We start from the raw sequence: 25,535 nt of genomic DNA on the forward strand, positions 1-25,535 counted from the left end.
ACGAGGGAAGGCGGGCAGTCTGGAAAGCATGACGGACCCTGTCAACCAAAACACCCGCTTGGAAGTTGACAGCGGGCACGGCGCCCATCTGGAGCGGGTCGCGTTCCTGCCCGCGACGGGCGGCCTGCGCGCCGCCTGGGATGCCGCTCTGCGACCCCTGGTCGGCGCGCTGTGGCCATCCCGCTGCCTGATCTGCGGCGACCCCGGGCAGGATGGCCGCGACCTGTGTGCCCACTGCGACCGCCAGTTGCCCTGGAGCGGTGCGGCCTGTCACCGCTGCGCCCTGCCGGTGCCAGGCACCGCCGCCAACCAGGCCACCTGCACCCTATGCGAACACGAGCCCCCGCCCGTCGCCCGCACCCGCGCCGCGTTCGCCTACGCCGCCCCCTTGGACCGGCTGCTGCCGCAGTTGAAATTCCACGGCAACCTCGCCGTGGCGCGCCTGCTCGCCCGACTGATGGCCGAGGCCTTCGCCGACCTGCCTGCCCCCGATGCGCTGGTCCCGGTACCACTGCACCGCCGGCGCCTGCGCGAGCGCGGCTACAACCAGGCACGCGAGATCGCGGCGCCGCTGGCACGGGGCCTCGGCTTGCGGCTGCGCGACGACCTGCTGCAACGCATCCGCCACACCCGGCCGCAGTCCACGCTGGATGCCGATGCGCGCCAGGGCAACCTCGACGATGCCTTCGCGGTGGGCACTCGCGGTCCGCTGCCGGCGCACGTGGTGCTGGTCGATGACGTGATGACCACCGGCGCCACCCTGCACGCGGCCGCTTGGGCGCTGCGCGAGGCCGGCGTGCGGCGGGTGGACGCGTGGGTGGTCGCGCGGGCGCTTTGAGCTCAGCCCAGCCCGCGATCCAGTGCCAACCCCACAAAGATCGCCGCGCCCACCCAGTGGTTGTGCAGGAAAGCCCTGAAGCAGGCCTCGCGCGCGCGGCCGCGGGCGATGGCGAATTCGTACACCACCAGCAGCGCGCCCACGGCCAGGCCCAGCCACCAGTACTGGCCCAGCCCGGCACGCTGCCCGACCAGCGCGAACGCCGCGAACGCAAGCGCGTACAGCACGCCCTGCGCCACCAGGTCCAGTTCGCCGAACAGGATCGCGGTGGACTTGCTGCCCACCTTCAGGTCGTCGTCGCGGTCGACCATCGCGTACCAGGTGTCGTACGCGGTGGTCCAGAAGATGTTGGCCACGTACAGCAGCCACGCCACCGGCGGCACCGTGCCCTGCACCGCGGCGAAGGCCATCGGGATGCTCCAGCCGAACGCGAGGCCGAGGTAGACCTGAGGCAGGTAGGTGTAGCGCTTGAGGTACGGGTAGCTGGCGGCGAGGAACACGCCCACCACGCTCAGCCACACCGTCAGCCGGTTCATGGTCAGCACCAGCGCGAACGCCACCAGCATCAGCACCGCGAACACCGCCAGCGCCTCGCGGCCGCCCACCGCGCCGGTGGCCAGCGGACGTCCCTGGGTGCGCTCCACGTGCGGGTCAAGCCAGCGGTCGGCGTAGTCGTTGATCACGCAGCCAGCCGACCGCGTCAGCCATACGCCGGCGCTGAACACGAACAGCGTCCACATCGGCGGCACGCCATCGGCAGCGAGCCACAGCGCCCACCACGTCGGCCACAGCAGCAGCAGCCACCCGATGGGCCGGTCGCCGCGCACCAGCTGCCAGTACAGCGCCAGTTTTCGCCGCCATTGCGGGACCACGGCCGTGCTGGGGGATTCGAAGCGTTCGTAGGACATGGCGGGGGGAATCACGGGAGACGACGTCGCCGACCGCGCGACGGAGGCCGGCATTGTCGCACCCCGGGGTGGCGTCCCGCGGGCCCGGGCGGACAGCCGCGGACTTTTCCCGCTAGAATGCCCATCCCGCACGGCGCGAAGCCGGCGGCGACGCAGTACCACGCGCCCGTAGCTCAGCCGGATAGAGTAGTGGCTTCCGAAGCCATTGGTCGGGGGTTCGAATCCCTCCGGGCGCGCCATTCCCCATCGCCACGATCAGTCCGCCGCAGCCCAGCCGACTTGGCGCCTGCCTGTCTTGGCACCCCGTTGCGCAGTGGTAGCATGACCGCATAACGACGCAACGGACCTGCACTCGTGGAACTGGACGTTCTCCTCGCCCCGCTCGCCGGGGACGCGCCTGCTGGCGCAGACCTTTCGTTTTCCCTCGATTACGACGCGATCCGCGACGCGCGGCGCGCCGACGACCCGACCCTGGCGCAGGGCGAGTGGGTCACCGAGCTCAAGACCGCCGACTGGCCGCAAGTGGCTCGCCGCTGCGGCGAGCTGCTGGGCGCGCGAAGCAAGGACCTGCAGCTGGCGGTGTGGTGGGCCGAAGCGCAGACCCGGCAGCGCGGCTTCGCCGGCCTGGCCGATGGTTACCGGCTGGTGGCAGGCCTGTGCGACGGGTTCTGGGACACCCTGCACCCGCAGGCGGACGATGGCGACTTCGAGCAGCGCATCGGCACGCTGACCTGGCTGCTGGCGCAATCGATGACGTGGATGCGCGAACTGCCGCTGACCCAGGCGCCACAGGGCCGCTTTGGCCTGGCCGACTTCGAGTCGGCGCGCGCACGACGTGGCGACGACCACGAGGGCGCCTCACTGGCCACGTTGGAGGCGGCGCGACGGGCGACTGCGCACGGCTTCTATGCACAACTGGTGGAGACCCTGCCTGCGTGCCGCATCGCCTTGCAGACCTTGGAGCAGGCGGTGGATGCGCGCCTGGGCTTGGATGGGCCGAGCTTCACCGCCGTGCGCGACCAACTGGCGCACCTGGAGGACGTGGTCCGGCGGTTCGCGCGCGAGGCGGGGGTGTTGCTGGATGGCGAGAGCCCCGATTCCGCCGCAGCAATGGCCGATCCCTTCGGTGACACGACGCTGGCGAATGACGGTGCGGGCGCGCCGGCGACGGCCGTTGCGCCGGTGCCCAATGGCGCAATCACCACGCGCAAGGAGGCGATCGCCCAACTGCGGCGGGTGGCCGAGTTCTTCCGCCGCACCGAGCCACACAGTCCGGTGGCCTACCTTGCCGACAAGGCCGCACGCTGGGGTGAGATGCCCCTGCACGTCTGGCTCAAGCGGGTGATCAAGGACGACAGCACGCTCGCGCAGATGCAGGAGCTGCTGGACATCGACGAGCCGGGAGAGGCGCGGGAGTAACCGGCGCCTTTGCTCGGCTGCTGCCCGTGAACGCGCTCAGAGCACGGTGAACTCGATGCGGCGGTTGCGTGCGCGGCCGTCAGCGCTGCTGTTGTCGGCCAGCGGGCGATCGGGCCCAAGGCCCTGCACGGTCATGCGCGAGGCGTCGATGCCGGCGCTCTCCAGATAGCGACGCACGGCTTCCGCGCGTGACTGGCTGAGCGCGATGTTGGCCGAGCGTGCGCCGACATTGTCGGTGTGGCCGCTGACCCGGACCCGGGCACCGCCGATGCTGCGCATGGCCGCGGCCATCTGCTCCAGCACCGCGATGCCCTGCGCGGTCAGGTTGGCGCTGCCGCTCTGGAACTCGATGGTGCGGTTGGCGAGCGCCTGGTCGAGCACCGCCTGCTTGGAGCCTCCGACGCGCAGGCCGTTGTGCACCGTCCACGTGCGGTTGAGCGAGGTCGACAGGCGGCTGGCCAGCTGTTGGCGCTGCGCCTCGTTGCCGACCTCGCCTTGCAGGCGCACGACGTTGCCATTGACCTCCAGCTGTCCCGCCGAGACCTGGCGAAGGTCGTCACCCAGCAGGTTGACCACGTGCGACTGCCAGTTGGGCGGCGCGACCACGTCGTCCACTTCGATCCGGTCAACCACGCGCGCGTCGCCGTACAGCGCGCGCAGTCGCGCCAGCACGGCGGCGCGGGTAGCCTCATCCGGCACGGTGCCGGTGACGATGACCGGTTTGCCCTCTGCGCCGGCCGCCGTGTCGCCTGCGGGACTCGCGGGTGCGAGCGACGCGGCAGTGCCGCCCGCGCCCGCCTGCGCCCACACCGAAGCACCGGACGCCGCAGCCATCACCACCAGCAGCGTAATCCACCCCGCACCCGTCCTTCCGATCGTGCCCTTCGCCATGCTCATGTCCCGAGAAACGTTTCGCCAAAGACCTTGCGCGCCATCCGCAACGACAGATCGTCGCGGTCGAGGAAGCTGACCAGGCGGTTGAGCGCGTAATCCTCCACCACCTGCTCTTCCACCCACTCGGCGTCATCCACGCGGATCAGCTGTGCGTCCGCCGCACGCGGGTCCATCGCCGCGTGCAGGGTCCGGCCGTCGGCGCCGTTGAAGCCCACCACCAGCCGGGGACTCGGCCCGTCCGGGAGCAGCACCGCCAGTTCGAAAGCCGCGCGCGCGAGGAAGCCCGCCAGCAGGTCCAGCCAGAACGCGGCGACCAGCGGCCGGTACAGCGGGTCACGCGGCAGCGGCAGCGACAGGCCCTTGTCGATCTGCGCGCCGCCGCCGGTCAGCACCGGCTGCAGCAGCAGGCCAAGCGCGGGCAACGTCCACGCCAGCCGTCCCGGATGGCCGGCCTCGTCCAGCAGCGCCTGCATCGCGCCGATGTCCTGCAGGTCGAGGAAGTCGAGGAACGGCGCCTCGTAATGCGTGGGCTCCACGCTCAGAGACACGCGTGTCTCGGCCAGTTCGCGCAGCACCGGCGACGGGTCCCCGGCGGTCACCGCCTGGCGCGCCTGGCGGGCCATGCCCACCCACGGCCGACTCAGTGCCAGGGGACTGCGGGCCAGGAATGGCAGCGGCTGCGCCACTTCGAAGCGGCTGGCGACCATGAACGGAAAGCGCCGTTCGGACGAGTCGCGGCTGGCAAGGATGTGTCCAGCAACGACGCCGCGGCTGCGCGAACCGAGGAAGGCGAAATGCATGGGCGGCGCCGCGTCATAGGTACGCTTCCAGTCGGGGTCGCGGGCGAGCAGCTCGGCGGCCTGCTCGGCCCACCGGTCCAGTTGCGCCATCAGGGGCGTGTGCTCGCCGGCGCGGACGAAGTCGCCGCGGGCCGGCAGCTTGCCGAAGTAGCCCAGCGGCCACGCCGTATCGATCACCGCCACCATCAGCGCGCTCCCGCCGGGCTGGCGGTGTGGCCGCTGCCGGCCGTGCCGGCCACGCCGCCGGCGGGTGCCGCGCCTTGCGCCGGCGTTGTAGCGGCCGTCGCCGGCACGGATGCCGCCAGCCCCGCGACCGCCGCCGGCAGGCGCCCACCGCGCTTGCCGCCGGTGGTCTGCCGTTCCTGCGCCTGGCTGACGCTGACGATGCGCAATTCCATCGTCACCGTCGCGTCGCCGTCGCCAATCGCCATCCGGTAGTGCTGCTCGCCCAGCGGCGTGGTGCGCGCGGTCTCGAACAGGCGCGACATGCCCTTGGCCCCCGGCGCGTTGAACACTTCCACGCTGCGGCCGTCTGCGGTCACGGCCTCGATACGTACGCCCGGCGTGCCCTGCGGATTGGGCAGGGAGAAGGTGGTCCACGTGGCCGGCGTGTTGCGGTAGCGCAACAGCTGGCCATCGACGGTGATGGTGTACTCGCGGCCGAGCGCCGGGCCCGGGCGGATCTCGAAGACCATGCTCGGCGCGCCGCCGCCGCCGGCCGCCGCGCCGGCACCGCCGAGCGGTGCCACCCAGCCGGCGTAGCCGTCCATCAACTCAGGGCGCAGGTTGATGCCGATGTCGGCCCAGCGCTGCGGGGTCATGGTGTTGCCGCGGCGGATCACCAGCGCGCCCAGCGCCTCCGCGCTGAAGCGGGCAACGGCGCCGTCGGGCCCGAAGATCTGCGCCTCGTCGGCGGTAGCCGCCTCCACGCTGGCCGCCGGGTCGTAGGGGTACTTGCGACCAATGCCCTGCTCGAACGGCTGGTACACCTGCGCCGTCCACGTGCGGTTGAGTTCGCCCTCGGCTGGGCGCACCAGCGCGGCGAAGGCCTGCACCACCGGACGGATCAGCAGCGGCCGCAGCGCTTGCCGCTGCGAGTCGGTGAGGCCGTTGAGCATCTGCTCGTCGACCAGGCGCTGTGCCTCGCCGATTTCGCCGCTGTTGCCGTCCAGCGTCTCCTGCATCAGCTTGCGCGCGCCCGGGCCCGGATCCCCCTGGCCCTTGATCGCGTTGAGGCGGCTGCGCAGCTTGCCCAGCGCCTCGAAGTAGGCGTCGGCCAGGGCCGGTTGTCCGTCGCGCGGCTGCATCAACCGCGCCAGGCCCTGGAATTCACGACCGATCGGGCCCATTGCCACCGCCGTGGGCTTGCCGTCTTCGCCACTGGCCTGCGACGTGCGGCCGAGCACCACGCGGTTGAACCAGGCTACGAGCCCGCCGCCTTCGGCGGCGCGCTGCGCTCCCGGGTTGTCCCACACGGTTTCGCGGTTCACCGCTTCCAGCAGCCTGCGCAGTGGCGAGTTGCGCGGATCGCCGATGCGGTCCATCTGCGCCGCGGCCTGTTCGAAGCTGCCGAACTCGGGCACGCTCACGCCCTGCAGGAAGCGGCTCCACTCACGCGCATAGTCGGCCTTGTACAGCGCGGTCAGCTCCTTGGCCACGTGTTCGGGGCTGCCTGCCAGGGTCAGGTCGTCCTGCACCGTGGCCTCCAGCACCCAATCGGTGCTGCTGAGTTCGGCGTTGGCGGCCTCGCGGATGGCGTCGTGGACGTACTCCTCCCACGCCGCTCGGGTGAAAGTGCCGGGCACGGAGTGGCTGCCCTGCACCGCGCCGCGCGCGCCGTCCTCGCCGAGCAGGCTGGCGACGGTCACGGGGGTGAAACGGGTGGCGGCGCGCGCCTTGATCTGGGCGTAAACGCGGTCGCGCGCCGGCGTCCCCTTCATCACCAGGCGCAGGGTCTCGCGGCTGTCGTCGACCAGTCCGAACTTCGGCTCGATCAGGGGCCACTGCGGGTCCGCCGACAGCGCCACGTACGTCGTCATCAAGCGGCCGGCCGAGCGCAACAGCTCCTCGCGCGACATGCTGCCGCGGTTGGCTTCCAGCCAGCCCCGCCAGAAACGGGTGAGCTGGTCGTCGAGGTGGCTGGCCTCCACCCGGCTGCGATCGCCGAGCATCAGGTAGGTCTTCAGCGCGTTGTAGGCGTCTTCGGCGTCGGTGGGCGAAGCCTCGCGATACAGCGCGTCGTTGCCCACCCCGATGGCGGATGCATTCACCGGCCCCGATGCTGACACCAGGCCTGCGGCCGCGCCCTGCGCGTCGGCGCCGGGCACCGGCGTGCGCACGTGGTCGCGATGCGCGACCACCTCGCCAAGGTAGCCCTCCAGCCGTGCGGTCACCGGCTGCAGCATCAGCTGGCGCATGCCGTGGAAGAACTCCGCCCGGAGCTTGGCTTCAATGCGATCGCCCTGGTACAGGCCCAGGCCGAGCGCGAGCGGGTTGTCCTTGCGATACTGGTCCAGCTGCGCCAATCGGTCATGCAGGATCTGCAGCGCCTCGATCCGCGACTGCAGGTCCACGCGCTCCCGCTGCAGCGCGACCGCCTTGTCGAAATCGGCGGTGACATTGGCCACCAGCTGGCGGTTGCCGGTGTACGACCACGTCCAGCCCGCCAGCGCCAGCGCGAGCACGCCGGCACCCGCGGCGAACGCGGCATAGCGCAGGCGATTGCGCTTGGGGCTGGCGTACTGCCGCACCAGGTCGCGGTCGGCGAAGATCACCCGGCGGAACAACCCGAGCAGGAAGTGGCTGCTCTCCAGCACTGGCAGGCGCTCGCCGTGGCCCTGGCCCGGCCCCAACGCGAACTGTCGGGCCACGCGATCGGAGGCGGGCTGCACGGCGACGCCTTCCTGCAGCGCGCTGGTGAAGTAGAAGCCACGGAACACCGGCTTGAACTGGTACGGGTTGTCCTCGAACAACGTCGCGATGAACGTCCGCAGCGCCGGTTTGATCCCGGCGAACTCCATCGGCAGCGTGAGCAGGCCCGGCGGCACGTCGCGCCCGCGGAGCATCGCCATCTGCGCCACGCCCATCTCGCGCAGGCCCTCGGCCAGCAGGTCGAAGTGCTGGTCGAAGGCGGCCAGCGCATCGGTGTCCGCGCGCGGCTCGCCGGGTCGCTCCATCGCGTACGGCAGCGTCGCGCCCCAGGCATTCTCGCGCTCGGCCGGGTCCAGGCCGCGGAAGAAGTCGTTGAAGCCGGCGATCAGGTCTGCCTTGGTGAACACCACGTACACGGGGGCGAAAACTTCCAGCCGCTCGGTCAGTTCCTGCACCCGCTGGCGCAGGTTCTTGGCGAGCTCGATCGCGAACTCCGGTTTGCTGCCTGAGAGCTCGCCGATGGAGGCGGCGATGAGGATGCCGTTGATCGGCGCGCGCGGGCGATTTTGCTTGAGCAGGTCGAGGAAGGTCAGCCATTCCAGCCGGTCCTCGCTGCTCACCGAATAGCGGCCGGCGGTATCGAGCACGATGCCTTCGGTGGTGAAGTACCAGTCGCAGTTGCGGGTGCCGCCGAGGCCACGGATGACATTGCTGCGGTTGTCTTCGAACGGGAAGCGCAGGCCGGAGTTGAGGATCGCCGTGCTCTTGCCTGCGGCCGGGTTGCCGATGATCACGTACCACGGCAGCTCGTACAGCGCCGCGTTGCCCTTGAACTGGCCGAGCTTGGACGACTTTATCGCCCTTACCGCCTCGCCCATGCGCTCGCGCAGTTGCTCGGTGTCGGCGCGTGCGGCTGGCGTCGCGTTGGCCACCGCTTCGTCACCCTGCGTCTGCACCACGGCTTCGAGCGACGCCGCCGCACGGCGCGCGCGCATGCGCCGGAACGCCCACACGACCAGCCAGGCCACTCCCAGCACACAGCACAGCAGGACCAGCAGCAGGCCGAAGCGCCCCAGCTTGTCCATGCCGAAATACGCGACCGCCGCGGTGGCGGCCAAGGCCAGCGCGGCCAGCACGCGGTAATCGCTCAACCAGTACCTGAGGGTGCTCATCACGGCATCAATCCATCAACACGGTTCATGCCGCCGACGCAACGTCAGCGGACGGGTGGGGTTCAAAGCCGGCGGGTGCCAACACAGCGACGGCGCGCGTGGTGTCGTCGGCCAGCGAGTAGGCGAGCGTCGGCGTGGCGGTGTCCCGCGCCTGCGCAGCCGCCAGCGCCAGCAGCGCCACCGGCGCAGCCACACCCAGCGCGCCGCAAGCCACGCCCACGTGCAGGGCGTCGTCCACCGGATCCAGGTCGGGGCGTTGCGCGACCAGTGCGGTGGCGGCCTCGGTCATGCGGCTGGGGCGGTGGTCGGCGCCGGTGATCACCTGCAGCGGCGACGTCAGGTCGCACCCGGCCAGCTCCAGTGCGCGGGCGATCAGGTCACCGCTGGTGCGCGCTGCGGCGCGTGGGCGGTCGTTGGCGTTCACGCGTGCGACCCGCGGCAGGTACAGGTGGACGGCAGTGGCTTCGTCCGAGCTGAAGGGATCGGCGTGCGGCAACGGCGCGGGGGTGTCGTTGCGTGCAGCGTTGCCCCCCATGGGTGGCCGGCGCGCTGCGGCCAGCAGCAGTCCGGCAGCGCCTTCGCCGGGCACTTCGCCCTCGGGGACGCCGGCGCGCAGGAGCCGCGCTTCGCTGTGCAGGCGCTCGACGTGCGATTCCGACACGCGCGAATCCGTGGCCAGCAACAACAGGCGATCACCGGCGACGCTGCTTTCGTGCAACAGGCTGGCCTGCTCCGCCAACCACTGCCACGCATCGCCCTCGCGGTGCACGGCGAGACAAAGGGACTCGATGCCGTCGGCGTCATGGCCAAGCGCCTCAGCCAGCGTCCGCAACCGCATCGTGGCGTAGTCGCGCGCGGTTTCAGGCCACGCGGTGGACACCAGCAGCACGACGCGCAGCGTGGCCCGCTGCTGCGCGGCCGGTGCGCGCGCGGACTGCGAATGATGCATCGCGTACGGGTGCATCGCCGGGCCCGCATGAGCGACGACCGGCTCGTCGCCGACGTCCTCGGCGTCGGGTGGGAGCGCCGCCAGCAGCAGGTCTTCGGCCACCGGCCGCAGCAGCGCTAGCGCGCGACGCTGGGAGTCGTCGACCGCGGTCTCGGGCGCGACACCCCAGTCGGCGTCTGCTTCATCCAGACCTTCGACGTCGGCCACAATGGTCGGGAAACCATGCAGATCGCGCAGGGTGGCATGCAGGCGCGGGCGTTGATGGCGACGCAGCGCGTCGATCACGTCGAATGATTCGCGGCCGGCGGGCAGCCACAGGGCGGAGGCAATCACCGCCAGTGTCGCTCCATTAGGGCTGGACAGCCCAGAAATGGCTTTATCGTCTGCGACCGGGGAGCCCGTGACCGTGTGGACCGCCGCTGTTGCGCGGTGCGCAAGAACCCAGCGTCGACCCAACCAGCCGGTCGCAACGAGAGCTGTCGGCACCACAATTAACCAGGCCAGCAGATCGCCGGCACCGGGACTCGCTCCGGTGATGCGCCACACGGAGACCGCCCCCAACCCTGACAGGAGATAAATTCCACCACCCGCAAATAACGGGCGCATGTACGACATATCACTCACATTCGGTCTTCCCTGACTACCTTTCTGTCCGTGAACTACTGGCGCCATCCCTCACGGCGAGATGCGCGTTTCCGCACCACCCAAGCTACTTCAGCATGAAGCTAGCCGGAAAGCATCCCGCGCTTTGCGCTCGTTCTTGGGCCAACGTCCAGAGCGAACAACCATGCTGCTACAGCCCTGATGGGTCAACATATGGATCGATCACTAGCGGCTCACATTCCTTGGCTTCGCATCCCAAGTACCGAATGCTCGTTTCGGTCCACCACTGAGCCTTCGCCGCACCATTGATCGTGAACTTCCAGACTTTGCCATCGGCCTCCACTACGCCACTGATTTTGCATGGCATCGTGTCATACGTGTGATGGTAGGTCCTCGAATCAATCTCCTTGCTGAGCATGAAGAACAGCTCGGCCTGCGCAGCAGTCAATCTCCAACTTGGGCAGGCTTCGGCGGCACTTTCTTGCGCTGAGGCCGTAAGGTCTACCTCGGCTGCTGAAATTTGAATTACATGAGCACCCATATCTGCGCGTGCATCATCCGTCCGGAAGCCCTGACTGCACCCGAGGCACGTCAAGCACGTGATACAAGCCAGCGCCTTCACCCTCAGTCTTCCACGCGATCTTGTCGTGCTCATATATATCTGCGTCGTCCAGCCCATATTCTTCCTTGAGGATTCCCACCAGATTTCTGATGGCCGACTTCTGCGCTGGCGTAGGCGCATCCCATGTTCGTGTGCGCTCGTGGTACATGGCAACGGTTTCGATCCCCACGCTATCCTCATTCATCGGATATCGGGCGGGGTACCATTTCTTCTTTTCATGGTTATAGCAGGGCATCCTGCTGCTCCATTGCTTGAAGGATGCCAACTCCTCGGCGGAACAGGTGCCATCAGCGTGGCAGCGCGATCGGATGGGTCCGACATGGGCAGTCTTCTTGAGAAGACTGGCGCACTGGTAGGTAGTTCCATCCTTGTCCACGACAAAATGAGTGCCGATTCCGCTGCTGAACGCGGATAGCGCGGACGCGGCCGTGCTTGAAACGGTCCGATGAAGAACCAGAGCGGCGGGGCCATTGATGGCGCCCTTCTCCAGGACTGGAATGCGTTTGAAAACGAATCCGGCGTTCTGCACCCAGCCGTTGTCATCAACATACGCCCTGACCTTCACCTCCGTTCGCTGCGTATTCGAAACGGGTGTTGTTCTGGACTCAGCGACCGCGATCATTTTCCTGCTCACGCAACTTCCTCCTCAAGCTCAATCTTGATGGTTTCGATTGCGTCTGTTCTTACGAGATGGGTCGTTCCGCTGCTATCTGTTACACCGCTCTCTGTCGCACCGCCTTGGCGGGTGATCCGATATCCCCGATTCGCCAAGGGCTTGCCGGTCAGCTCGGACTTGAGGATAAACGCCTCGTCGAAAGCACCGAGATTCCGTCGGGCCACACTTTCCGCCACAGAAAAAGCGGTCAATCCAGGCCCGCCATTGCTGCACCCAGCGGTATCGACAAACACCCGCACCTGCCCCGACAACAACGTCGCCCCGCACGCGGTCTTGTCGCCATGGCGCGCCACCGGCTGGCCGTCGATCACCACCGTCGGGTCGCCGGCGGCAATCGGGAACGTGCCCTTGCACTGCGGGCACACCACCTTGTCGCCGAGCCGCGCGACGGGCTTGCCGTCGATGAAGGTCTGCGACGACACCGCCACCACCGTGCCGCCGTGGTCGGTCTTGTCGCCGAGGACGATAAAGGGTTTGGACATGGCACCGTGCTCCGTGGTGGCGGCCGTGGCGGCCGGACGCAATCCATGCGTCGGGGACGAACGATAGCAGCAACCGGGGGGCGATTCATCCGGAGCGACTCCTTGGCGACCGTTCGCCCCGTCTCCTTTCCAGCCCGCGATTCGCCCAGCGCTTCACCCGGCCGCAGCACGCGCCGCGCGGCGCGCCTCGCGGCACGGCGCCTTCCACTCCAGGTGCACGTAGTCCTTGATCGAGCGCCAACTCCCGCCCCACTCCAGCCCGACCTGCTGCGCGAGTTCGCCGTACAGGAAGTAGCCGCGGCGCACCCATGGGTCGCGCATGTCCCACTGCAGCTTGCCGTCGCGGTACAGCGCGCTGTCGACGGCCATTCCGTACTGGTGGCAACTCTGGCCCGCGCCGGCACGCGTGACGCCGGCGCCCTTCGCTGCCAGCTCGGCCTGGCGCTGCGCGCTGCGGAAGCCTTCCACCAGCACCATGCGGTAGCCGTGTTGCTCCTCCATCACCCGGTACAGCGCCAGCACGCGTTGCTGGAAGTCGGGGTGGATGCGCTCCCAGCGACGGTCGGCGGTGACGATGCGCTCGGGGGCGATGCGCTCGGCGGAGGTGCCGTCGACGGCCGTCGGCGCGCCCGGGATCAACTCGGCCTCGGCGGCGAGGAACACGTCGGGCGGCAGCGGCGGCGGCGGCGCGAGACGCTCGCCGCGCAGCAGTGCGAGGATGCGGTCGTCTTCGGCGGGTGCCTGGCTGGTGTCGTAGCTGTCGAGCTGCACGCGCTGGCGCAATCCCAGGATCAGCAGCGGCGGTGCCAGGGTCAGCAGCGCCGCGCCCAGCAGCCACAGGCGGTAGCGATACAGGCTGCGTCCCAGGCGGCCCGCGCCGGCCGACACCTGGCGCGTGGACGCACCGGCCGCGGCGGTGGTCCGGTCCCAGCTTTGCGTGGCGCGTGCATCCGCCGCGCGTTGCCAGCGAGTGAGATGCGCGGCCAGGCGCGCGCGCGCGTCGTCGAACAGCAGCAGCCAGGCGACCAGCGACAACGCGACGAACAGGATCAACATCCAGACAGCGATCACGTGCACCTTCCCTGGCGACGGCATTTGACGGTGATGGCGCCGCATCCCAGAATGCGGGCGCATGGTCCGGCGGGGTCCGGATCGGAAAGGAGTCCACGTGGATCGGCACGATGCCAAACCACGGCGCCCCAGCCTGATGGCGGGTGCCGAACCGCAACGTTCCGCGCCCGGCCAACCGCCGGCGCGAATCCTAGCAGACATGGAACCGGCGCCCGTTCGGCGGCGCGCGCGGCGGTCGAAGCACCTGCGCGCGGCGCTGGTTGGCGGCCTGGGCCTGCTGGCGGCGACCGCGCTGGGTTGGGCGCTGGTGCATCGCGATGGCGAACCCGAGACGACGGACGCGGTCGCCGACCCCGTCGCGCAGGTCGACGTGCCCGAGGCGCCTTCCACGGCCACGCTGGTGGAGGCTGCTCCCGCCAGCGCACCGGTGGCCAATCCGTTTGCGGGCGACGCCGGCTCCGACGACGCGTCAGTGGAGGTCCCGGCGGTCGACGCGGCCGCCGTTGCCGTCCTGCCCCCGGCCCCCACCGGCGCGACGGCCACCGGCAACCCGTTCAGCGCGATGGAGGCGACGCCGCAGCGGGCTTCGCCCAAGGCGACACCTGCGGGTGCACCCGCGCGCGCCTCGCGACCGGCAACCGTGGCCAGCGCGGCGCCCGTGCCGGCAAGCGCCCCTGGCGCTCGCGTCGCACCGTCGCGTTCCGGAGCCAGCGAAGCCGGCCTGCTGCAGACGCTGATGGACAACATCCAGCAACCGTCGGCACCGGAGCGCGACACCAAGGCGATGGACCGGTTGGCGCGGCGATTGGATCGGGCTCCCATGCCCGAATCGGCGCCAGCGACGGGAACGATCGTGGCGACGGCGCCTGCAGCGGCGGCAAAGCCGGCGCGCGCGCCCGGCCTGGCGGCGCCCAATGGCGGCGCAGATCCCGCCGCTTCACCGGGGTCGCCTGCGCGGTCGACGGCTGCACGCTCGACGGCTGCGGGCACCGCACCCGCCGCGGCGCCGCAGAAGCAGTCGCTGGCCGCGATGCTGGAGCAGTGCCCCACGTCCAGCAGCGTGCAGGGCCAACGCTGCCGACGACAGATGTGCGAGCGCGCCGGCGTGAATCCGCGTCGCTGCGCCCGGCACTGAGCCGCGGGCACAAGCCTCCAGAATGCAGAAACCCGGCCGTGAGCGCGGCCGGGTTTTTGTCAATCGTGCCTGGCCTGGGGACCAGACCGGGAAGGTCGGGGGCGCGAAGCGCTTACCAGACCACCTCGGCCATCGAGCAGTTCAAGCCCGAGCCGATGCCCAGCAGCGCCACGCGGTCGCCCTTCTTCAGGCGGCCCATCTCGCGCAGCTTGCTGAGCACGATCGGCACCGACGCCGGGCCGATGTTGCCGTGCTCGTTGAAGATGGTCATGACCTTCTTCGGGTCGATGCCCATCGCCTTGGTGAAGGCGGCGGTGTGCACCTTGCTGACCTGGTGGATGACGAACTCGTCCAGTTCCTCGGCCACCCAGCCCAGCTTCTGCTTGGCCACCTGGAAGGTCTTGGTCGCCAGCTTGATGCCTTCGATCAGCAGCATGCGGGTGTCGGTGACCATGCCGTCGAGGTTGCCGCGGCACAGCTTGTTCCACTCGGTCGCGGCGCGCGTGACGCCGCCCCGGTAGCGCGGCGCGCCCGGGGCCAGCTCGCTGCGCGCCAGCACCATCGCGGCGGCACCGGAGCCCAGGGTCAGGGTGGCCAACTCGTTGCGGAAGTCCTGGTCGGTGACGTCGGCGCGGGTCATGCGCTCCAGCGTCTTCTCGTAGGCGAGGTCGGCGGTCTCGCCGTCGACCACCAGCGCGTACTCGATCTCGCCGCGCTCGATCATGCGCGCAGCGATGTCCATGCCGTTGATGAAGGCCAGGCACGCATTGGCCACGTCGAAGTTCTGGCAGGTGTCGGGCAGGCCGAGGTTGCCGGAGACGATCGAGGCGGTGGACGGCTCGAGGTAGTCGCGGCTGACCGAGGTGTTGACGAGCAGGCCCACGCGATCGGGCTCGATGCCGGCGTCGGCCAACGCCTTCACCGCCGCCAGCGTGGCGGCGTCGGAGGCCTGCACGTCACCGTCCCACAGGCGCCGCGCATGGATGCCGGCGATGTCGCCGAGCACGTCGGTCTTGATCCCGAGGCGGTCCAGGGTCGGCTTGAGCCGGGCGTTGATCTCCGCCGAGCTCAGGCGGCGCGGCGCGTCGATGTGGGCCAGGCCGGCAATGGCGACGTGTTGGAACAGCATGGGCGTGGAACCAGAAGGCGTAGAACACGAAAGATTAACGCCTTCGTGGCCGCGGCGCATCCGACCGCCCCGGGTCCGTTCACCGAATATCGAAAGTCGGACGTTGTCGGCACGTTGCCTGCCGGTTCAGCCCCCCGCCATTCAGGCTGAGGGCTGCGCAGGCGGGATCAGCGGCCCGCGCAGCGCCAGGCGGCGAAGCGCTGTTCGCCGTCGCGCGGCTCGTCCAGCGGCTGCACGGTATCGGCGTTCAGGCCGGGGGCTTCGTTGCGGGCCAGGGTCTCCAACTCCTCGCGCACGCGCAGGGTGTTGCGCTCGTAGGGCCCCAGGCGGTCCTTGACCGAGACCACCACCTCGCCGCGCTTCTCGCAGCCGGCAGGCGCGGCGCCCGCGGCGACCACCCGCACGCTGCTGGCGCCGGGGGCCATGTGCACCCAGGTGCATCCGCTGGCAAGCACGGCGGTGGCGATGGCAAGGGGCAGCAGACGGCGCATGGAAAACTCCAGAATGGGAAACGAAACCGCCCCGGATTGTCGCCCGGGGCGGTGTCGATTGCGAACCGCGGCGATGAATCGCGGATGACTTCGCCCGCGCTTACTTCGCCTTGGCGCCGCCGGCGGCGGGGGCGGTGGCCGCTGCCACCGGCTTGCCGTCGGCGTCCAGCACCTGCACCGGGCCCAGGTTGAGCGCGCGCACCGGGGCCTCGATCTGCTTCAGGTCACCGACCACCACCCAGGTCAGGGCGTTGGCGTCGATGGCCTTGGCTGCCTCCGCCACCTGCGCCGGGGTCAGCGCCGCGATCTCGGCGTTGCGGCGGGTGACGTAGTCGTCCGGACGACCGTAGCGGACGATGCCGCCGATGGTGCCCATCACCGCGCCGGCAGTCTCGTACGCACCGGGAAGGCTGCGGCTTTCGTTGGCCTGGATCTTGGCGACTTCGGCGGCGGTCGGTGGCGCCTTGCCGCTGACGTAGTCGGCGACCTCGCGCTGCACTTCCTTCATCGACTCCGCGGTCTTGTCGATCTGCACCGGCGCCACCGCCAGCCACGGACGGGGGCCCAGCGCGCTCACCAACTGCGTGCGCGCGCCGTAGGACCAGTGCTTGTCCTCGCGCAGGTTCATGTTCAGGCGCGCGGTGAACGAGCCGCCGATGACGTCGTTGGCCACGTCCAGCTTGACCGCGCCCGGGTCCGTGGACGAGGGCATCAGCTGGCCGACGAACAGGTTGGCCTGCACCGCGCCCGGCTGGTCGATCAGGAACACGCGCGGCTGGGCCGGGCGCTGCACGGCGCTGGGCAGGGCCACGGCCGGCGCGGCACCTTCGCCCTTCCAGTCGCCCAGGTGCTTCTCCAGCAGCGGGACGATGGCCTTGAGCGTGGTGTCGCCGACGACGATCAGGGTGGCGCCTTCCGGACGCACCCACGCCTTGTGGAAGGCGACCAGGTCGTCGCGGGTCAGGCTGGCGATCGACGCCTCGGTGCCGGTGCCGCTGAACGGAATGGCGTAGGCGTGGTCGGCGCCATACAGCAGCGGCGGCAGCACGCGCAGCGCGGCCGAGGTGGGACGCGCCTTCTCCTGCTTGATCCCGGCGATCCAGCTGGCCTTGATCCGGTCCACTTCGGCCTGGTCGAAGCGCGGCGCGCGCAGCATGTCGGCAAACAGGTCCAGCGACGGGTCCAGGTTCTCCTTCAGCGCCGACAGGTAGGCGCTGCTGCCGTCCAGCGAGGCACTGGCGCCGAGGTTGGCGCCCAGCGCTTCGGCACGGTTGGCGAAGGCCAGCGTGCCCAGCGCGCCGGCGCCCTCGTCCAGCATGCCCATGGCGAAGCTCGAGGTGCCAAGCTTTGCGCCCTGGTCGGCGGTGAAGCCGCCGTTGAACTGGTAGCTCATCTGCACCACCGGGATGTCATGGCGCTCGGCCAGGATCACCTGCGTGCCGTTGGACAGCGTGGCGCGCTGCAGGGCCGGGAACGTCAGCTGCGGGAACTCGCCCGGCATGGGCACGCCGGCCTTGCGGTCGACGGCGCTGGCGGTGGTCTTGTACTTCTTGTCCACGGTCGGCAGCTGGAAGGGCGCCGGGGTGCCTGCCGGGTCTTCCGGCAGCGGGGTGCGCTCACCCTTCTGCACGACCAGGGTGTGGTCGCCCTTGCCCAGCCACTTCGCGCCCACGGCCTTGAGGTCGGCGGCGGTGACGGTCTCGATGGTCTTGAGCGAGTCGCGGAAGCAACCCGGGTTGCCGGTGTAGATGGCGCACTCGGCCAGCGCGTCGGCCTTGCCGCCGAAACCGCCGATGCGCTCGATGCCGCGGATGAAGCTGGCGCGGGTCGCGACCTTGGCCTGCTCCAGCTCGGCGGCGGTCGGGCCTTCGGCGATCAGCCTGCGCAGTTCCTCCTCGATGATCGCCTCGACCTTGGCCGGGTCGACGCCGTCCTTGATGGTGGCGGTCACCATGAAGTTGGACCCCAGCTGCGAGGCGTGGGCGCCGGCGCTGATGCTGTCGACCAGCTTGTCGCCGTGCAGCAGGCGCGTGTCAAGCCGCGAGCTCTTGCTACCGCCGAGCACGAAGCCCAGCACCTGCAGCTGGTCGATGTCGGTGGTGCCGACCTGGGCGACGTTCCAGGCGCGGTACACGCGCACCGCCGGCACCTTGTCCTGCATCACCTCGCGGGTGGACTGGCTGCGCACCGCGACGTCGACCTTGGGCTGGGCCATGGTCGGCGACGCCGGGATGTGGCCGAAGTACTTGGCCACCTTTTCCCTGGCGGTCTTGACGTCGATGTCGCCGGCCAGCACCAGCACCGCATTGTTGGGGCCGTACCAGGTGCGGAACCACTGCTTCACGTCATCCAGCGACGCGGCGTTGAGGTCGTTCATCGAGCCGATGACGGTGTGGCCGTACGGGTGGCTCTTCGGGTACAGCGCCTGGCCGAGCTTGGTCCACACCTGGCCATAGGGCTGGTTCTCGCCCTGGCGCTTCTCGTTCTGCACCACGCCGCGCTGCTCGTCCAGGGTCTTCTGGTCGATCGCGCCCAGCAGGTGGCCCATGCGGTCGGACTCCATCCACAGCGCGGTGTCGAGCGCGGTGGTCGGCACGTTCTGGAAGTAGTTGGTGCGGTCCTGGTTGGTGGTGCCGTTCATGTCGGTGGCACCGATCAGCTCGAACGGTTCGAAATACTCGCCCGGGTGGTTCTCCGAGCCGTTGAACATCAGGTGCTCGAACAGGTGGGCGAAGCCGCTGCGGCCGCTGGGCTCGTCCTTGCTGCCGACGTGGTACCAGAGGTTGACCGCGACGATCGGCGCCTTGCGGTCGGTGTGCACGATCACCCGCAGGCCGTTGGGCAGGGTGAACTGGTCATAGGCGATGTCGACCTTGGCCGGAGCCTTGGCCAGCGCGGGCGCCGGGGTAAAGGTCAGCCCGCCCATCGCGGTGGCGAGGGCAAGGGCGAGGGCGGCGGCACGCGGCCGGGCAAACACGGTCATTACGACACTCCTTGTAACGGAAGCGCCCGGAACGGGCGACCGCTGATGGTAGCGGCGGGGGGCGGGGCGGGCACTAGGCCACAAGTCCCGGTAGGGAGGCGGCGGTTCGCGTGCGTGGGGCGGCAGGTGCGTCTGCGCAAAGGTGGGGGACGAGGGTTCGATCAGGCCGCGGGAGGGCGCCAGCGGGCACTTCCACGGGGGGCGGCGCCGAGGCCGCCCCGGCCTTGGCGGATTCGGGGACAATGCACCCAGCTTCCGGAGGCGACGCCATGTCCAACCGCCCTTCCCTCCACTGCCTGGTCACTGGCGCCAACCGCGGCATCGGCCTGGAGTTCACCCGCCAGTTGCTGCAGCGCGGCGATCGGGTCACGGCCACCTGCCGCCATCCGGGGCGCGCCACCGCGCTCAACGCGCTGGCCGGCGAGCACCCCGGGCGACTGCACGTGCTGCCGCTGGACATCACCGATGCCAAGTCGCATGCCGAGCTGGTGCGCGAGCTGCCGCTGGTCGGCGGCGACGTCGACCTGCTGATCAACAATGCCGGCGTGCTGCATTCGGGCGAGCGCTTCGGCCACCTGACCGCGGGCAACTTCGAGGACAGCTTCCGCACCAACGCCCTCGGTCCGCTGTTGCTCACCCAGGCGCTGGCGCCGCACCTGGCGCCTGGCGCCAAGGTGGTCAACCTGTCCTCGGTGCTGGGTTCGGTGGGCTCGGTGGACGGCTTCCACACGCCGTCCTACGCGGTGTCGAAGGCGGCGCTGAACATGGTCACCGCGCTGCTGGCGCAGGCGCTCGCCGAACGCGGGGCCACCGTGCTCGCCTTCCACCCGGGCTGGGTGATGACCGACATGGGCGGCGATGGCGCCCAGCTGCCCGCCACGGAGGCGGTGGCGGCGATGCTGCGCGTGTCCGATGCGGCGACGCCGGCTGACAGTGGCCGCTTCCTCAACCGTCGCGGCGAGCCGATGCCGTGGTGAGCAGTGCGCCGATGTTCGACGTCATCCTGTTCCAGCCCGAAATTCCGCCCAACACCGGCAACGTCATCCGCCTGTGCGCCAACACCGGGGCGCGGCTGCACCTGGTCGCGCCGCTGGGCTTCACCCTGGAGGACAAGCAGCTCAAGCGCGCCGGGCTGGACTACCACGAGTACGCCACGCTGCAGGTGCACGAGGGGCTGGATGCGGCGCTGGCGGCGATCGCCGCGGCGCACGGCGCCCCACCGCGGCTGTTCGCGCTGAGCACGCGCGGCAGCGTGCGCCACGACACGGTGGAGTACCGGCCAGGCGATGCGTTCCTGTTCGGACCGGAGACGCGGGGGCTGCCCGAGGACGTGCTGGCACAGGTGCCCAGTGGGCAACGCATCCGGCTGCCGATGCGGCCGGACAACCGCAGCCTCAACCTGTCCAACGCGGTCGCGGTGGTGGTGTTCGAGGCATGGCGGCAGCAGGGCTTCGCCGGCGGCGCGTGAGCCTTCGCGCCGCGGACACGTGGAGCGCAATGGCGGGCGTCCGGCGGACGTGTCCGCGGGCGGGCGGACACTCTGAACTCCGCGACAATATAAAACAAAACAAATAGTTAAGAGTTGGCACGGAGATTGCTTTGACTCCTGTGAACGCGGGCCACCGATCCGGCCCCAACACACAGGACCCCATGAGCATCCGTGACACCTCCGCGCAGGACCAGACCATTGGCGCCACCGCGGCGACCGCGCTGGCCAACCGGTCGCGCCGCCGCCGCAACCTGCTGCTCGCCACCGGTGGCGGCGCGTTGCTGCTGGCCACCGTCTGGCTGGCGCAGGGCTGGAGCGCCGGTGCGCGCTCGGTCGACGCCAGCCGCCTGCGCATCGCCGAGGTGCGTCGCGGCGACCTGGTCCGCGACATCGCCGCCGATGGCCGGGTGATCGCCGCCAACAACCCCACCCTGTACGCCATTGCGGGCGGCACGGTCACCCTGCACGTGGTCGCCGGCGACGCGGTGAAGCGCGGCCAGGCGCTGGCGGAGATCGACAGCCCCGAGCTGCGCAGCCAGCTGGCACAGGAGCAGGCCACGCTGGCCAGCCTGGAGGCCGAGGCTAGCCGCGCCGCCCTGGACGCCGCCATTTCCCGCTCGACCGCGCGCAAGCTCTTCGACCAGGCCATGGTCGACCGCCAGGCCGCCGAGCGCGCGCTGGAGCGCAACCAGCGCGGCTTCGACGGCGGCGCGGTGCCGCAGGTGGAGGTGCTGCGCGCGCGCGATGAACTGAAGAAGGCCGAGATCGGCCTGGCCCACGCGCGCCAGGACCTGGCACTGCAGGGCCAGGGCGCCGGGTTGGACACGCGCAACAAGCACCTGCTGGCCAACCGCCAGCGCGCGGTGGTGGCCGAGGTGCAACGCCAGGTCGATGCGCTGACCCTGCGCGCGCCGTTCGACGGCCAGGTGGGCCAGGTGCTGGTCGCACAGCGCAGCAACGTGGCGCTCAACGCGCCGGTGCTGAGCGTGGTCGACCTGACCGTGTTCGAGGTCGAGATCCAGGTTCCCGAGAGCTTCGCACGCGACCTGGCCATCGGCATGCCGGCGCAGCTCAGCGGTCCGGGCGGCAGCTACGCGGCGGCGGTCTCGGCGGTGTCGCCGGAAGTGGTCAACGGCGAAGTCACCGGGCGACTGCGCTTCACCGGCAAGACCCCGCCGGGCCTGCGCCAGAACCAGCGGCTGGGCGCCCGCATCGTGCTCGACACCCGCCGCAACGTGCTGATGGTCGACCGCGGTCCGTTCCTGGAGCAGGGCGGCGGCCACAGCGCCTTCGTCATGGACGGTGGCAGCGCGGTCAAGCGCGCCGTGCGCACCGGCGCCAGCAGCCTCAACGCCGTCGAGATCGTCGATGGCGCCCGTGCCGGTGATCACATCGTGGTGGCCGGCACCGACCTGTTCGGCGACGCCGAACGCATCCGCGTCTCAGGAGAGTGACATGAACGCTTCGTCCCCCTTCCCCGCATCGCTGCACTGGTCGGCGCAGGAACTGGCCGCTGCCGTCCCGCTGCGCCTGTTCGAACTGCTGGATTTCGACGCGCCCCGCGCCGACGCCCGCGCCGCCAACACCGCGGCCACCCCACGCCGCGCGCTGCGCCAAGGCTACGTGCGCAACGCCCCGTTGCCCGCCCACTTCCACGTTTACCGCTGAACCTGCCCCCAGGAGCTCGTCCATGTTGCACATGCAAGGTGTCACCAAGGTTTTCCGCACCGAACTGGTGGAGACGCACGCGCTGCGCTCGCTCGACCTGCACGTGCGCGAAGGCGAGTTCGTCGCGGTCACCGGCCCCTCCGGCTCCGGCAAGACTACCTTCCTCAACATCGCCGGCCTGCTGGAGGACTTCACCGGCGGCCGCTACCAGCTCGACGGCGAGGACGTGAGCGGCCTGTCGGACGATGCGCGCTCGCGCCTGCGCAACCGCAAGATCGGCTTCATCTTCCAGGGCTTCAACCTGATCCCCGACCTCAACCTGTTCGACAACGTCGACGTGCCGCTGCGCTACCGCGGCCTACCCGCCGCCGACCGTCGCCAGCGCATCGAACACGCGTTGGCGCAGGTCGGTCTGGGCTCGCGGATGAAGCACTACCCGGCCGAGCTTTCCGGCGGGCAGCAGCAGCGCGCGGCGATCGCCCGCGCGCTGGCCGGCCAACCGCGCCTGCTGCTAGCCGACGAACCCACCGGCAACCTGGACTCGCAGATGGCGCGCGGGGTGATGGAGCTGCTGGAAGAGATCAACGCCGCCGGCACCACCATCGTGATGGTGACGCACGACCCCGAACTCGCCGCGCGCGCGCAGCGCAACGTGCACATCGTCGATGGCATGGCCACCGACGTGTCGGTGGAGCCGAGCCTGGTGCGCGCGCGGCAACTGGCGGCCGAGGCCGAAGCCCGCGCCACAGACCCGATCGGTTGAGGAGGCCCCATGTTCGGCTACTACCTTGAACTCGCCCTGCGCAGCTTCCGCCGCAACAAGGTGCTGACCGCGCTGATGGTGCTGGCGATCGCGCTGGGCATCGGCGCCAGCATGACCACGCTGACCGTGTTCCATGTGCTGTCGGGTGATCCGATCCCGAGCAAGAGCGGCACGCTGTTCTACCCGCGGCTGGATCCGCGTTCGATGAACGGCTTCACCCCGGGCGACGAGCCGGAAGCGCAGATGACCCGCTTCGACGCCGAGGCGCTGCTGCGCGACAAGCGGGGCGACCGCCAGGCGCTGATGACGGGTGGCACGCTGGCGATCGAGGCGCCGGACGGGCGGATCGAGCCGTTCCGCGTGGATTCGCGTTACACCACCGCGGACTTCTTCCCGATGTTCGACGTGCCGTTCCGCCACGGCAGCGGCTGGAGCAGCGCCGATGACGAGTCGCGCGCGCAGGTCGCGGTGATTTCCCGCGCGCTGAACGACAAGCTGTTCGGCGGCGCCAACAGCGTGGGCCAGACCCTGCTTGCCGGCAACCAGCGACTGCGCATCATCGGCGTGCTGGACGAGTGGCGGCCGACGCCGCGCTTCTACGACGTGACCAACGACCTCTTCAGCGAAGTGGAGCAGGTGTTCGTGCCGTTCTGGACGTCGCGCGCGTTGAAGTTCCCCACCCAAGGCAACATGAACTGCTGGGGCGACACCGGCAGCGACCCGGAGGGCGCGCAGGGCATCAACGCGCCGTGCGCCTGGCTGCAGTACTGGGTGGAACTTGGCACGCGGGAGAAGGTTGATGCCTACCGCCAGTACCTGGGCAACTACGCCGACCAGCAGCGCGCCGCCGGCCGCTTCGAGCGCCCGCGCAACGTACGCCTGCACAGCGTGATGGAGTGGCTGGACGACCAGGATGCAGTGCCCGGTGACGTGCGCCTGCAGCTTTGGCTCGCGCTCGGCTTCCTGGCGGTGTGCCTGCTCAACACCGTGGGGCTGCTGCTGGCCAAGTTCCTCGGCCGCGCCTCGCAGATCGGCGTGCGCCGCGCATTGGGCGCCACCCGCCGCGCGATCTTTGCCCAATGCCTGGTGGAAGCCGGCACCGTCGGCATGGCCGGCGGCTTGCTCGGCCTTGGCCTCGCGTGGGTCGGCCTGTGGGCCGTGCGGCAGCAACCGGCCGACTACGCAGCGCTGGCGCGGATGGACGGCACGATGCTGCTGGCCACCTTCGCGCTCGCGCTGCTGGCCAGCCTGCTCGCCGGACTCCTGCCCGCCTGGCGCGCCTGCCAGGTCGCGCCCGCCATCCAGCTCAAGAGCCAGTGACCCTGTCGAGGACCACCATGGACATCCGCCCCATCCTCTCCACCCTGCGCCGCCACAAGACCGCGGCGGCGCTGATCGTGCTGGAAGTCGCGCTGTCGTGCGCGATCATCTGCAACGCGGTGTTCCTGATCAGCACCCGCCTGCAGCGCATGGACCGCCCCACCGGCATGGCCGACAGCGAACTGGTGCGCATCAACCTCGCCGGCATCGGCGATGATGAAAAGGCGGGCGAGCTCGCGCAGCGCGACGTCGCCGCGCTGCGCGGCCTGCCAGGGGTGAAGGCCGCGACCGCGCTCAACCACGTGCCGTTCGACAACTCGTCGTGGAACAGCTCGGTGAGCCTCAAGCCGGCGCAGCCGATGCCCAACCTCAACACCGCCGTCTACCTGGGCGAAAACCTGATCGACACCCTGGGCCTGACCCTGGTCGAAGGTCGCGACTTCGCCGCCGAGGAGTACGTCGACTGGGAGGCGCTGAGTGCGCCGGATTCCAAGCTCACGCTGCCCTCGGTGATCGTGAGCCGCGCCGTCGCGCAGAAGCTGTTTCCTGGCGAAAGCGCCGTCGGCAAGCTGGTGTACAGCTGGAACCGCGACGACATCCCGCACCGCGTGGTCGGCGTGGTGGAGACGCTGATCCGACCCAATGACAACGGCGGTGCGGCCGAGAGCGGTTTCTCGATCATCCTGCCGGTGCGCAACGTGAGCTTCGGCCGCTTCGCGCTGCGCACCGAGCCCGGGCGCCGCGCGGAAGTGCAGGCCGCGGCGGTGGCGGCGCTGGAGCGCAACAGCGCGCGTCGCATCATCCTGCGCCAGGACCCGTTCACCGATGTGATCGCCAAGTACTACCGCCAGGACCGTTCGATGGCGTGGCTGCTGGTGGCGGTGTGCGTGCTGCTGCTGGTGGTGACCGCGCTGGGCATCGTCGGCCTGGCCAGCTTCTGGGTGCAGCAGCGCACCAAGCAGATCGGCGTGCGCCGCGCCCTGGGCGCCACCCGCTCGCAGGTGCTGCGCTACTTCCAGACCGAGAACTTCCTGCTGGCCACGATTGGCATTGCGCTGGGCATGCTCGGCGCCTTCGGCCTCAACCAGCTGTTGATGCAGCATTACGAGTTGCCGCGGCTGCCGCTGCTGTACCTGCCCGCGGGTGCGGTGGTGCTGTGGGGTCTGGGGCAGCTGTCGGTACTGGGCCCGGCGTTGCGCGCGGCGGCGGTGCCGCCGGCGGTGGCGACGCGGACGGCGTGAGGAGGCCCGAC

21 protein-coding genes and 1 tRNA gene are annotated in these 25,535 nt (G+C 69.9%); 11 read left to right on the forward strand and 11 right to left on the reverse strand.

Annotated features, from left to right (window positions below; all coding sequences use genetic code 11):
* Nucleotides 1–124 precede the first annotated feature (124 nt).
* A complete protein-coding gene (locus tag AC3ARF_RS14110; RefSeq protein WP_498931899.1) occupies nucleotides 125–838 on the forward strand; it encodes a ComF family protein in 714 nt (237 codons plus the stop codon).
* A 2-nt stretch (nucleotides 839–840) separates the two neighbouring features.
* Here the strand turns inward: AC3ARF_RS14110 and ubiA are convergent, their stop codons facing one another.
* A complete protein-coding gene (gene ubiA / locus AC3ARF_RS14115; protein ID WP_498928943.1) occupies nucleotides 841–1,746 on the reverse strand; it encodes a 4-hydroxybenzoate octaprenyltransferase in 906 nt (301 codons plus the stop codon).
* 162 nt (nucleotides 1,747–1,908) lie between these two features.
* On the opposite strand from ubiA, the gene AC3ARF_RS14120 reads away from it, so the two are divergent.
* Nucleotides 1,909–1,985 (forward strand) — tRNA-Arg (locus AC3ARF_RS14120).
* A gap of 115 nt (nucleotides 1,986–2,100) precedes the next feature.
* Nucleotides 2,101–3,165, forward strand: a complete 1,065-nt coding sequence (gene tssA, locus AC3ARF_RS14125) for a type VI secretion system protein TssA (RefSeq protein WP_498928945.1) — start codon at nucleotides 2,101–2,103, stop codon at nucleotides 3,163–3,165.
* Between the two features lie 36 nt (nucleotides 3,166–3,201).
* Here the strand turns inward: tssA and AC3ARF_RS14130 are convergent, their stop codons facing one another.
* From AC3ARF_RS14130 to AC3ARF_RS14160, 7 genes are all read right to left on the reverse strand, one after another.
* Entirely contained in the window at nucleotides 3,202–4,056 is an 855-nt protein-coding gene (locus AC3ARF_RS14130) for an OmpA family protein (protein ID WP_498928947.1), read from the reverse strand.
* A gap of 2 nt (nucleotides 4,057–4,058) precedes the next feature.
* Nucleotides 4,059–5,045, reverse strand: a complete 987-nt coding sequence (tagF, locus tag AC3ARF_RS14135) for a type VI secretion system-associated protein TagF (protein WP_498928949.1) — start codon at nucleotides 5,043–5,045, stop codon at nucleotides 4,059–4,061.
* On the reverse strand, nucleotides 5,045–8,902 hold the full coding sequence (gene tssM / locus AC3ARF_RS14140) for a type VI secretion system membrane subunit TssM (protein WP_498928951.1): 3,858 nt from the start codon (nucleotides 8,900–8,902) through the stop codon (nucleotides 5,045–5,047). The genes tagF and tssM overlap by 1 nt, the downstream gene beginning before the upstream one ends.
* 25 nt (nucleotides 8,903–8,927) lie before the next feature.
* Nucleotides 8,928–10,184, reverse strand: coding sequence for a hypothetical protein (locus tag AC3ARF_RS14145; RefSeq protein WP_498928953.1), 1,257 nt, complete (start codon nucleotides 10,182–10,184; stop codon nucleotides 8,928–8,930).
* A gap of 824 nt (nucleotides 10,185–11,008) precedes the next feature.
* Nucleotides 11,009–11,710 (reverse strand): peptidoglycan recognition protein family protein, encoded by a 702-nt coding sequence (locus tag AC3ARF_RS14150; protein WP_498928955.1) that lies wholly within the window; start codon nucleotides 11,708–11,710, stop codon nucleotides 11,009–11,011.
* Nucleotides 11,707–12,234 (reverse strand): PAAR domain-containing protein, encoded by a 528-nt coding sequence (locus tag AC3ARF_RS14155; protein ID WP_498928957.1) that lies wholly within the window; start codon nucleotides 12,232–12,234, stop codon nucleotides 11,707–11,709. The genes AC3ARF_RS14150 and AC3ARF_RS14155 overlap by 4 nt, the downstream gene beginning before the upstream one ends.
* A gap of 153 nt (nucleotides 12,235–12,387) precedes the next feature.
* On the reverse strand, nucleotides 12,388–13,329 hold the full coding sequence (locus AC3ARF_RS14160; RefSeq protein ID WP_498928959.1) for a M15 family metallopeptidase: 942 nt from the start codon (nucleotides 13,327–13,329) through the stop codon (nucleotides 12,388–12,390).
* 175 nt (nucleotides 13,330–13,504) lie between these two features.
* On the opposite strand from AC3ARF_RS14160, the gene AC3ARF_RS14165 reads away from it, so the two are divergent.
* Nucleotides 13,505–14,440 carry a hypothetical protein gene (locus AC3ARF_RS14165; protein WP_498928961.1) on the forward strand — a complete coding sequence of 312 codons (936 nt, stop codon included), beginning with the start codon at nucleotides 13,505–13,507 and terminating at the stop codon, nucleotides 14,438–14,440.
* A gap of 112 nt (nucleotides 14,441–14,552) precedes the next feature.
* Here the strand turns inward: AC3ARF_RS14165 and AC3ARF_RS14170 are convergent, their stop codons facing one another.
* The 3 genes from AC3ARF_RS14170 to AC3ARF_RS14180 form a co-directional block, all read right to left on the reverse strand.
* The gene (locus AC3ARF_RS14170) at nucleotides 14,553–15,569 is read right to left on the reverse strand and encodes a 3-oxoacyl-ACP synthase III (RefSeq protein ID WP_498928963.1); all 1,017 of its coding nucleotides are present in this window, start codon (nucleotides 15,567–15,569) and stop codon (nucleotides 14,553–14,555) included.
* Between the two features lie 167 nt (nucleotides 15,570–15,736).
* Nucleotides 15,737–16,060 carry a DUF4156 domain-containing protein gene (locus AC3ARF_RS14175; RefSeq protein ID WP_498928965.1) on the reverse strand — a complete coding sequence of 108 codons (324 nt, stop codon included), beginning with the start codon at nucleotides 16,058–16,060 and terminating at the stop codon, nucleotides 15,737–15,739.
* 100 nt (nucleotides 16,061–16,160) lie between these two features.
* Entirely contained in the window at nucleotides 16,161–19,043 is a 2,883-nt protein-coding gene (locus AC3ARF_RS14180) for a M16 family metallopeptidase (RefSeq protein ID WP_498928967.1), read from the reverse strand.
* A gap of 269 nt (nucleotides 19,044–19,312) precedes the next feature.
* Here AC3ARF_RS14180 and AC3ARF_RS14185 point away from each other — a divergent pair, with 269 nt between their 5' ends.
* From AC3ARF_RS14185 to AC3ARF_RS14215, 7 genes are all read left to right on the forward strand, one after another.
* The gene (locus AC3ARF_RS14185) at nucleotides 19,313–20,020 is read left to right on the forward strand and encodes an SDR family oxidoreductase (protein ID WP_498928969.1); all 708 of its coding nucleotides are present in this window, start codon (nucleotides 19,313–19,315) and stop codon (nucleotides 20,018–20,020) included.
* 11 nt (nucleotides 20,021–20,031) lie between these two features.
* On the forward strand, nucleotides 20,032–20,511 hold the full coding sequence (locus tag AC3ARF_RS14190) for a tRNA (cytidine(34)-2'-O)-methyltransferase (RefSeq protein ID WP_498928971.1): 480 nt from the start codon (nucleotides 20,032–20,034) through the stop codon (nucleotides 20,509–20,511).
* 182 nt (nucleotides 20,512–20,693) lie between these two features.
* On the forward strand, nucleotides 20,694–21,986 hold the full coding sequence (locus tag AC3ARF_RS14195; RefSeq protein WP_498928973.1) for an efflux RND transporter periplasmic adaptor subunit: 1,293 nt from the start codon (nucleotides 20,694–20,696) through the stop codon (nucleotides 21,984–21,986).
* A gap of 1 nt (nucleotide 21,987) precedes the next feature.
* On the forward strand, nucleotides 21,988–22,200 hold the full coding sequence (locus tag AC3ARF_RS14200) for a hypothetical protein (protein WP_498928975.1): 213 nt from the start codon (nucleotides 21,988–21,990) through the stop codon (nucleotides 22,198–22,200).
* Between the two features lie 22 nt (nucleotides 22,201–22,222).
* Nucleotides 22,223–22,963, forward strand: coding sequence for an ABC transporter ATP-binding protein (locus AC3ARF_RS14205; protein ID WP_498928977.1), 741 nt, complete (start codon nucleotides 22,223–22,225; stop codon nucleotides 22,961–22,963).
* Between the two features lie 9 nt (nucleotides 22,964–22,972).
* Nucleotides 22,973–24,283, forward strand: coding sequence for an ABC transporter permease (locus AC3ARF_RS14210; protein ID WP_498928979.1), 1,311 nt, complete (start codon nucleotides 22,973–22,975; stop codon nucleotides 24,281–24,283).
* A 17-nt stretch (nucleotides 24,284–24,300) separates the two neighbouring features.
* On the forward strand, nucleotides 24,301–25,524 hold the full coding sequence (locus tag AC3ARF_RS14215; protein ID WP_498928981.1) for an ABC transporter permease: 1,224 nt from the start codon (nucleotides 24,301–24,303) through the stop codon (nucleotides 25,522–25,524).
* Nucleotides 25,525–25,535 lie beyond the last annotated feature (11 nt).

Source organism: Lysobacter sp. KACC 24251, from assembly GCF_057747755.1.

What these genes read in the sequence shown, in the direction of transcription:
- AC3ARF_RS14215 (WP_498928981.1), top strand. Translation starts at nt 24,301, where the DNA reads ATGGACATCCGCCCCATCCTCTCCACCCTGCGCCGCCACAAGACCGCG.
- AC3ARF_RS14130 (WP_498928947.1), bottom strand. Translation starts at nt 4,056, where the DNA reads ATGGCGAAGGGCACGATCGGAAGGACGGGTGCGGGGTGGATTACGCTG.
- AC3ARF_RS14185 (WP_498928969.1), top strand. Translation starts at nt 19,313, where the DNA reads ATGTCCAACCGCCCTTCCCTCCACTGCCTGGTCACTGGCGCCAACCGC.
- AC3ARF_RS14210 (WP_498928979.1), top strand. Translation starts at nt 22,973, where the DNA reads ATGTTCGGCTACTACCTTGAACTCGCCCTGCGCAGCTTCCGCCGCAAC.
- tssM (WP_498928951.1), bottom strand. Translation starts at nt 8,902, where the DNA reads ATGAGCACCCTCAGGTACTGGTTGAGCGATTACCGCGTGCTGGCCGCG.
- AC3ARF_RS14155 (WP_498928957.1), bottom strand. Translation starts at nt 12,234, where the DNA reads ATGTCCAAACCCTTTATCGTCCTCGGCGACAAGACCGACCACGGCGGC.
- AC3ARF_RS14180 (WP_498928967.1), bottom strand. Translation starts at nt 19,043, where the DNA reads ATGACCGTGTTTGCCCGGCCGCGTGCCGCCGCCCTCGCCCTTGCCCTC.
- AC3ARF_RS14175 (WP_498928965.1), bottom strand. Translation starts at nt 16,060, where the DNA reads ATGCGCCGTCTGCTGCCCCTTGCCATCGCCACCGCCGTGCTTGCCAGC.
- AC3ARF_RS14205 (WP_498928977.1), top strand. Translation starts at nt 22,223, where the DNA reads ATGTTGCACATGCAAGGTGTCACCAAGGTTTTCCGCACCGAACTGGTG.
- AC3ARF_RS14195 (WP_498928973.1), top strand. Translation starts at nt 20,694, where the DNA reads ATGAGCATCCGTGACACCTCCGCGCAGGACCAGACCATTGGCGCCACC.
- AC3ARF_RS14190 (WP_498928971.1), top strand. Translation starts at nt 20,032, where the DNA reads ATGTTCGACGTCATCCTGTTCCAGCCCGAAATTCCGCCCAACACCGGC.
- AC3ARF_RS14170 (WP_498928963.1), bottom strand. Translation starts at nt 15,569, where the DNA reads ATGCTGTTCCAACACGTCGCCATTGCCGGCCTGGCCCACATCGACGCG.
- AC3ARF_RS14200 (WP_498928975.1), top strand. Translation starts at nt 21,988, where the DNA reads ATGAACGCTTCGTCCCCCTTCCCCGCATCGCTGCACTGGTCGGCGCAG.
- AC3ARF_RS14165 (WP_498928961.1), top strand. Translation starts at nt 13,505, where the DNA reads ATGGAACCGGCGCCCGTTCGGCGGCGCGCGCGGCGGTCGAAGCACCTG.
- ubiA (WP_498928943.1), bottom strand. Translation starts at nt 1,746, where the DNA reads ATGTCCTACGAACGCTTCGAATCCCCCAGCACGGCCGTGGTCCCGCAA.
- tagF (WP_498928949.1), bottom strand. Translation starts at nt 5,045, where the DNA reads ATGGTGGCGGTGATCGATACGGCGTGGCCGCTGGGCTACTTCGGCAAG.
- AC3ARF_RS14160 (WP_498928959.1), bottom strand. Translation starts at nt 13,329, where the DNA reads ATGCCGTCGCCAGGGAAGGTGCACGTGATCGCTGTCTGGATGTTGATC.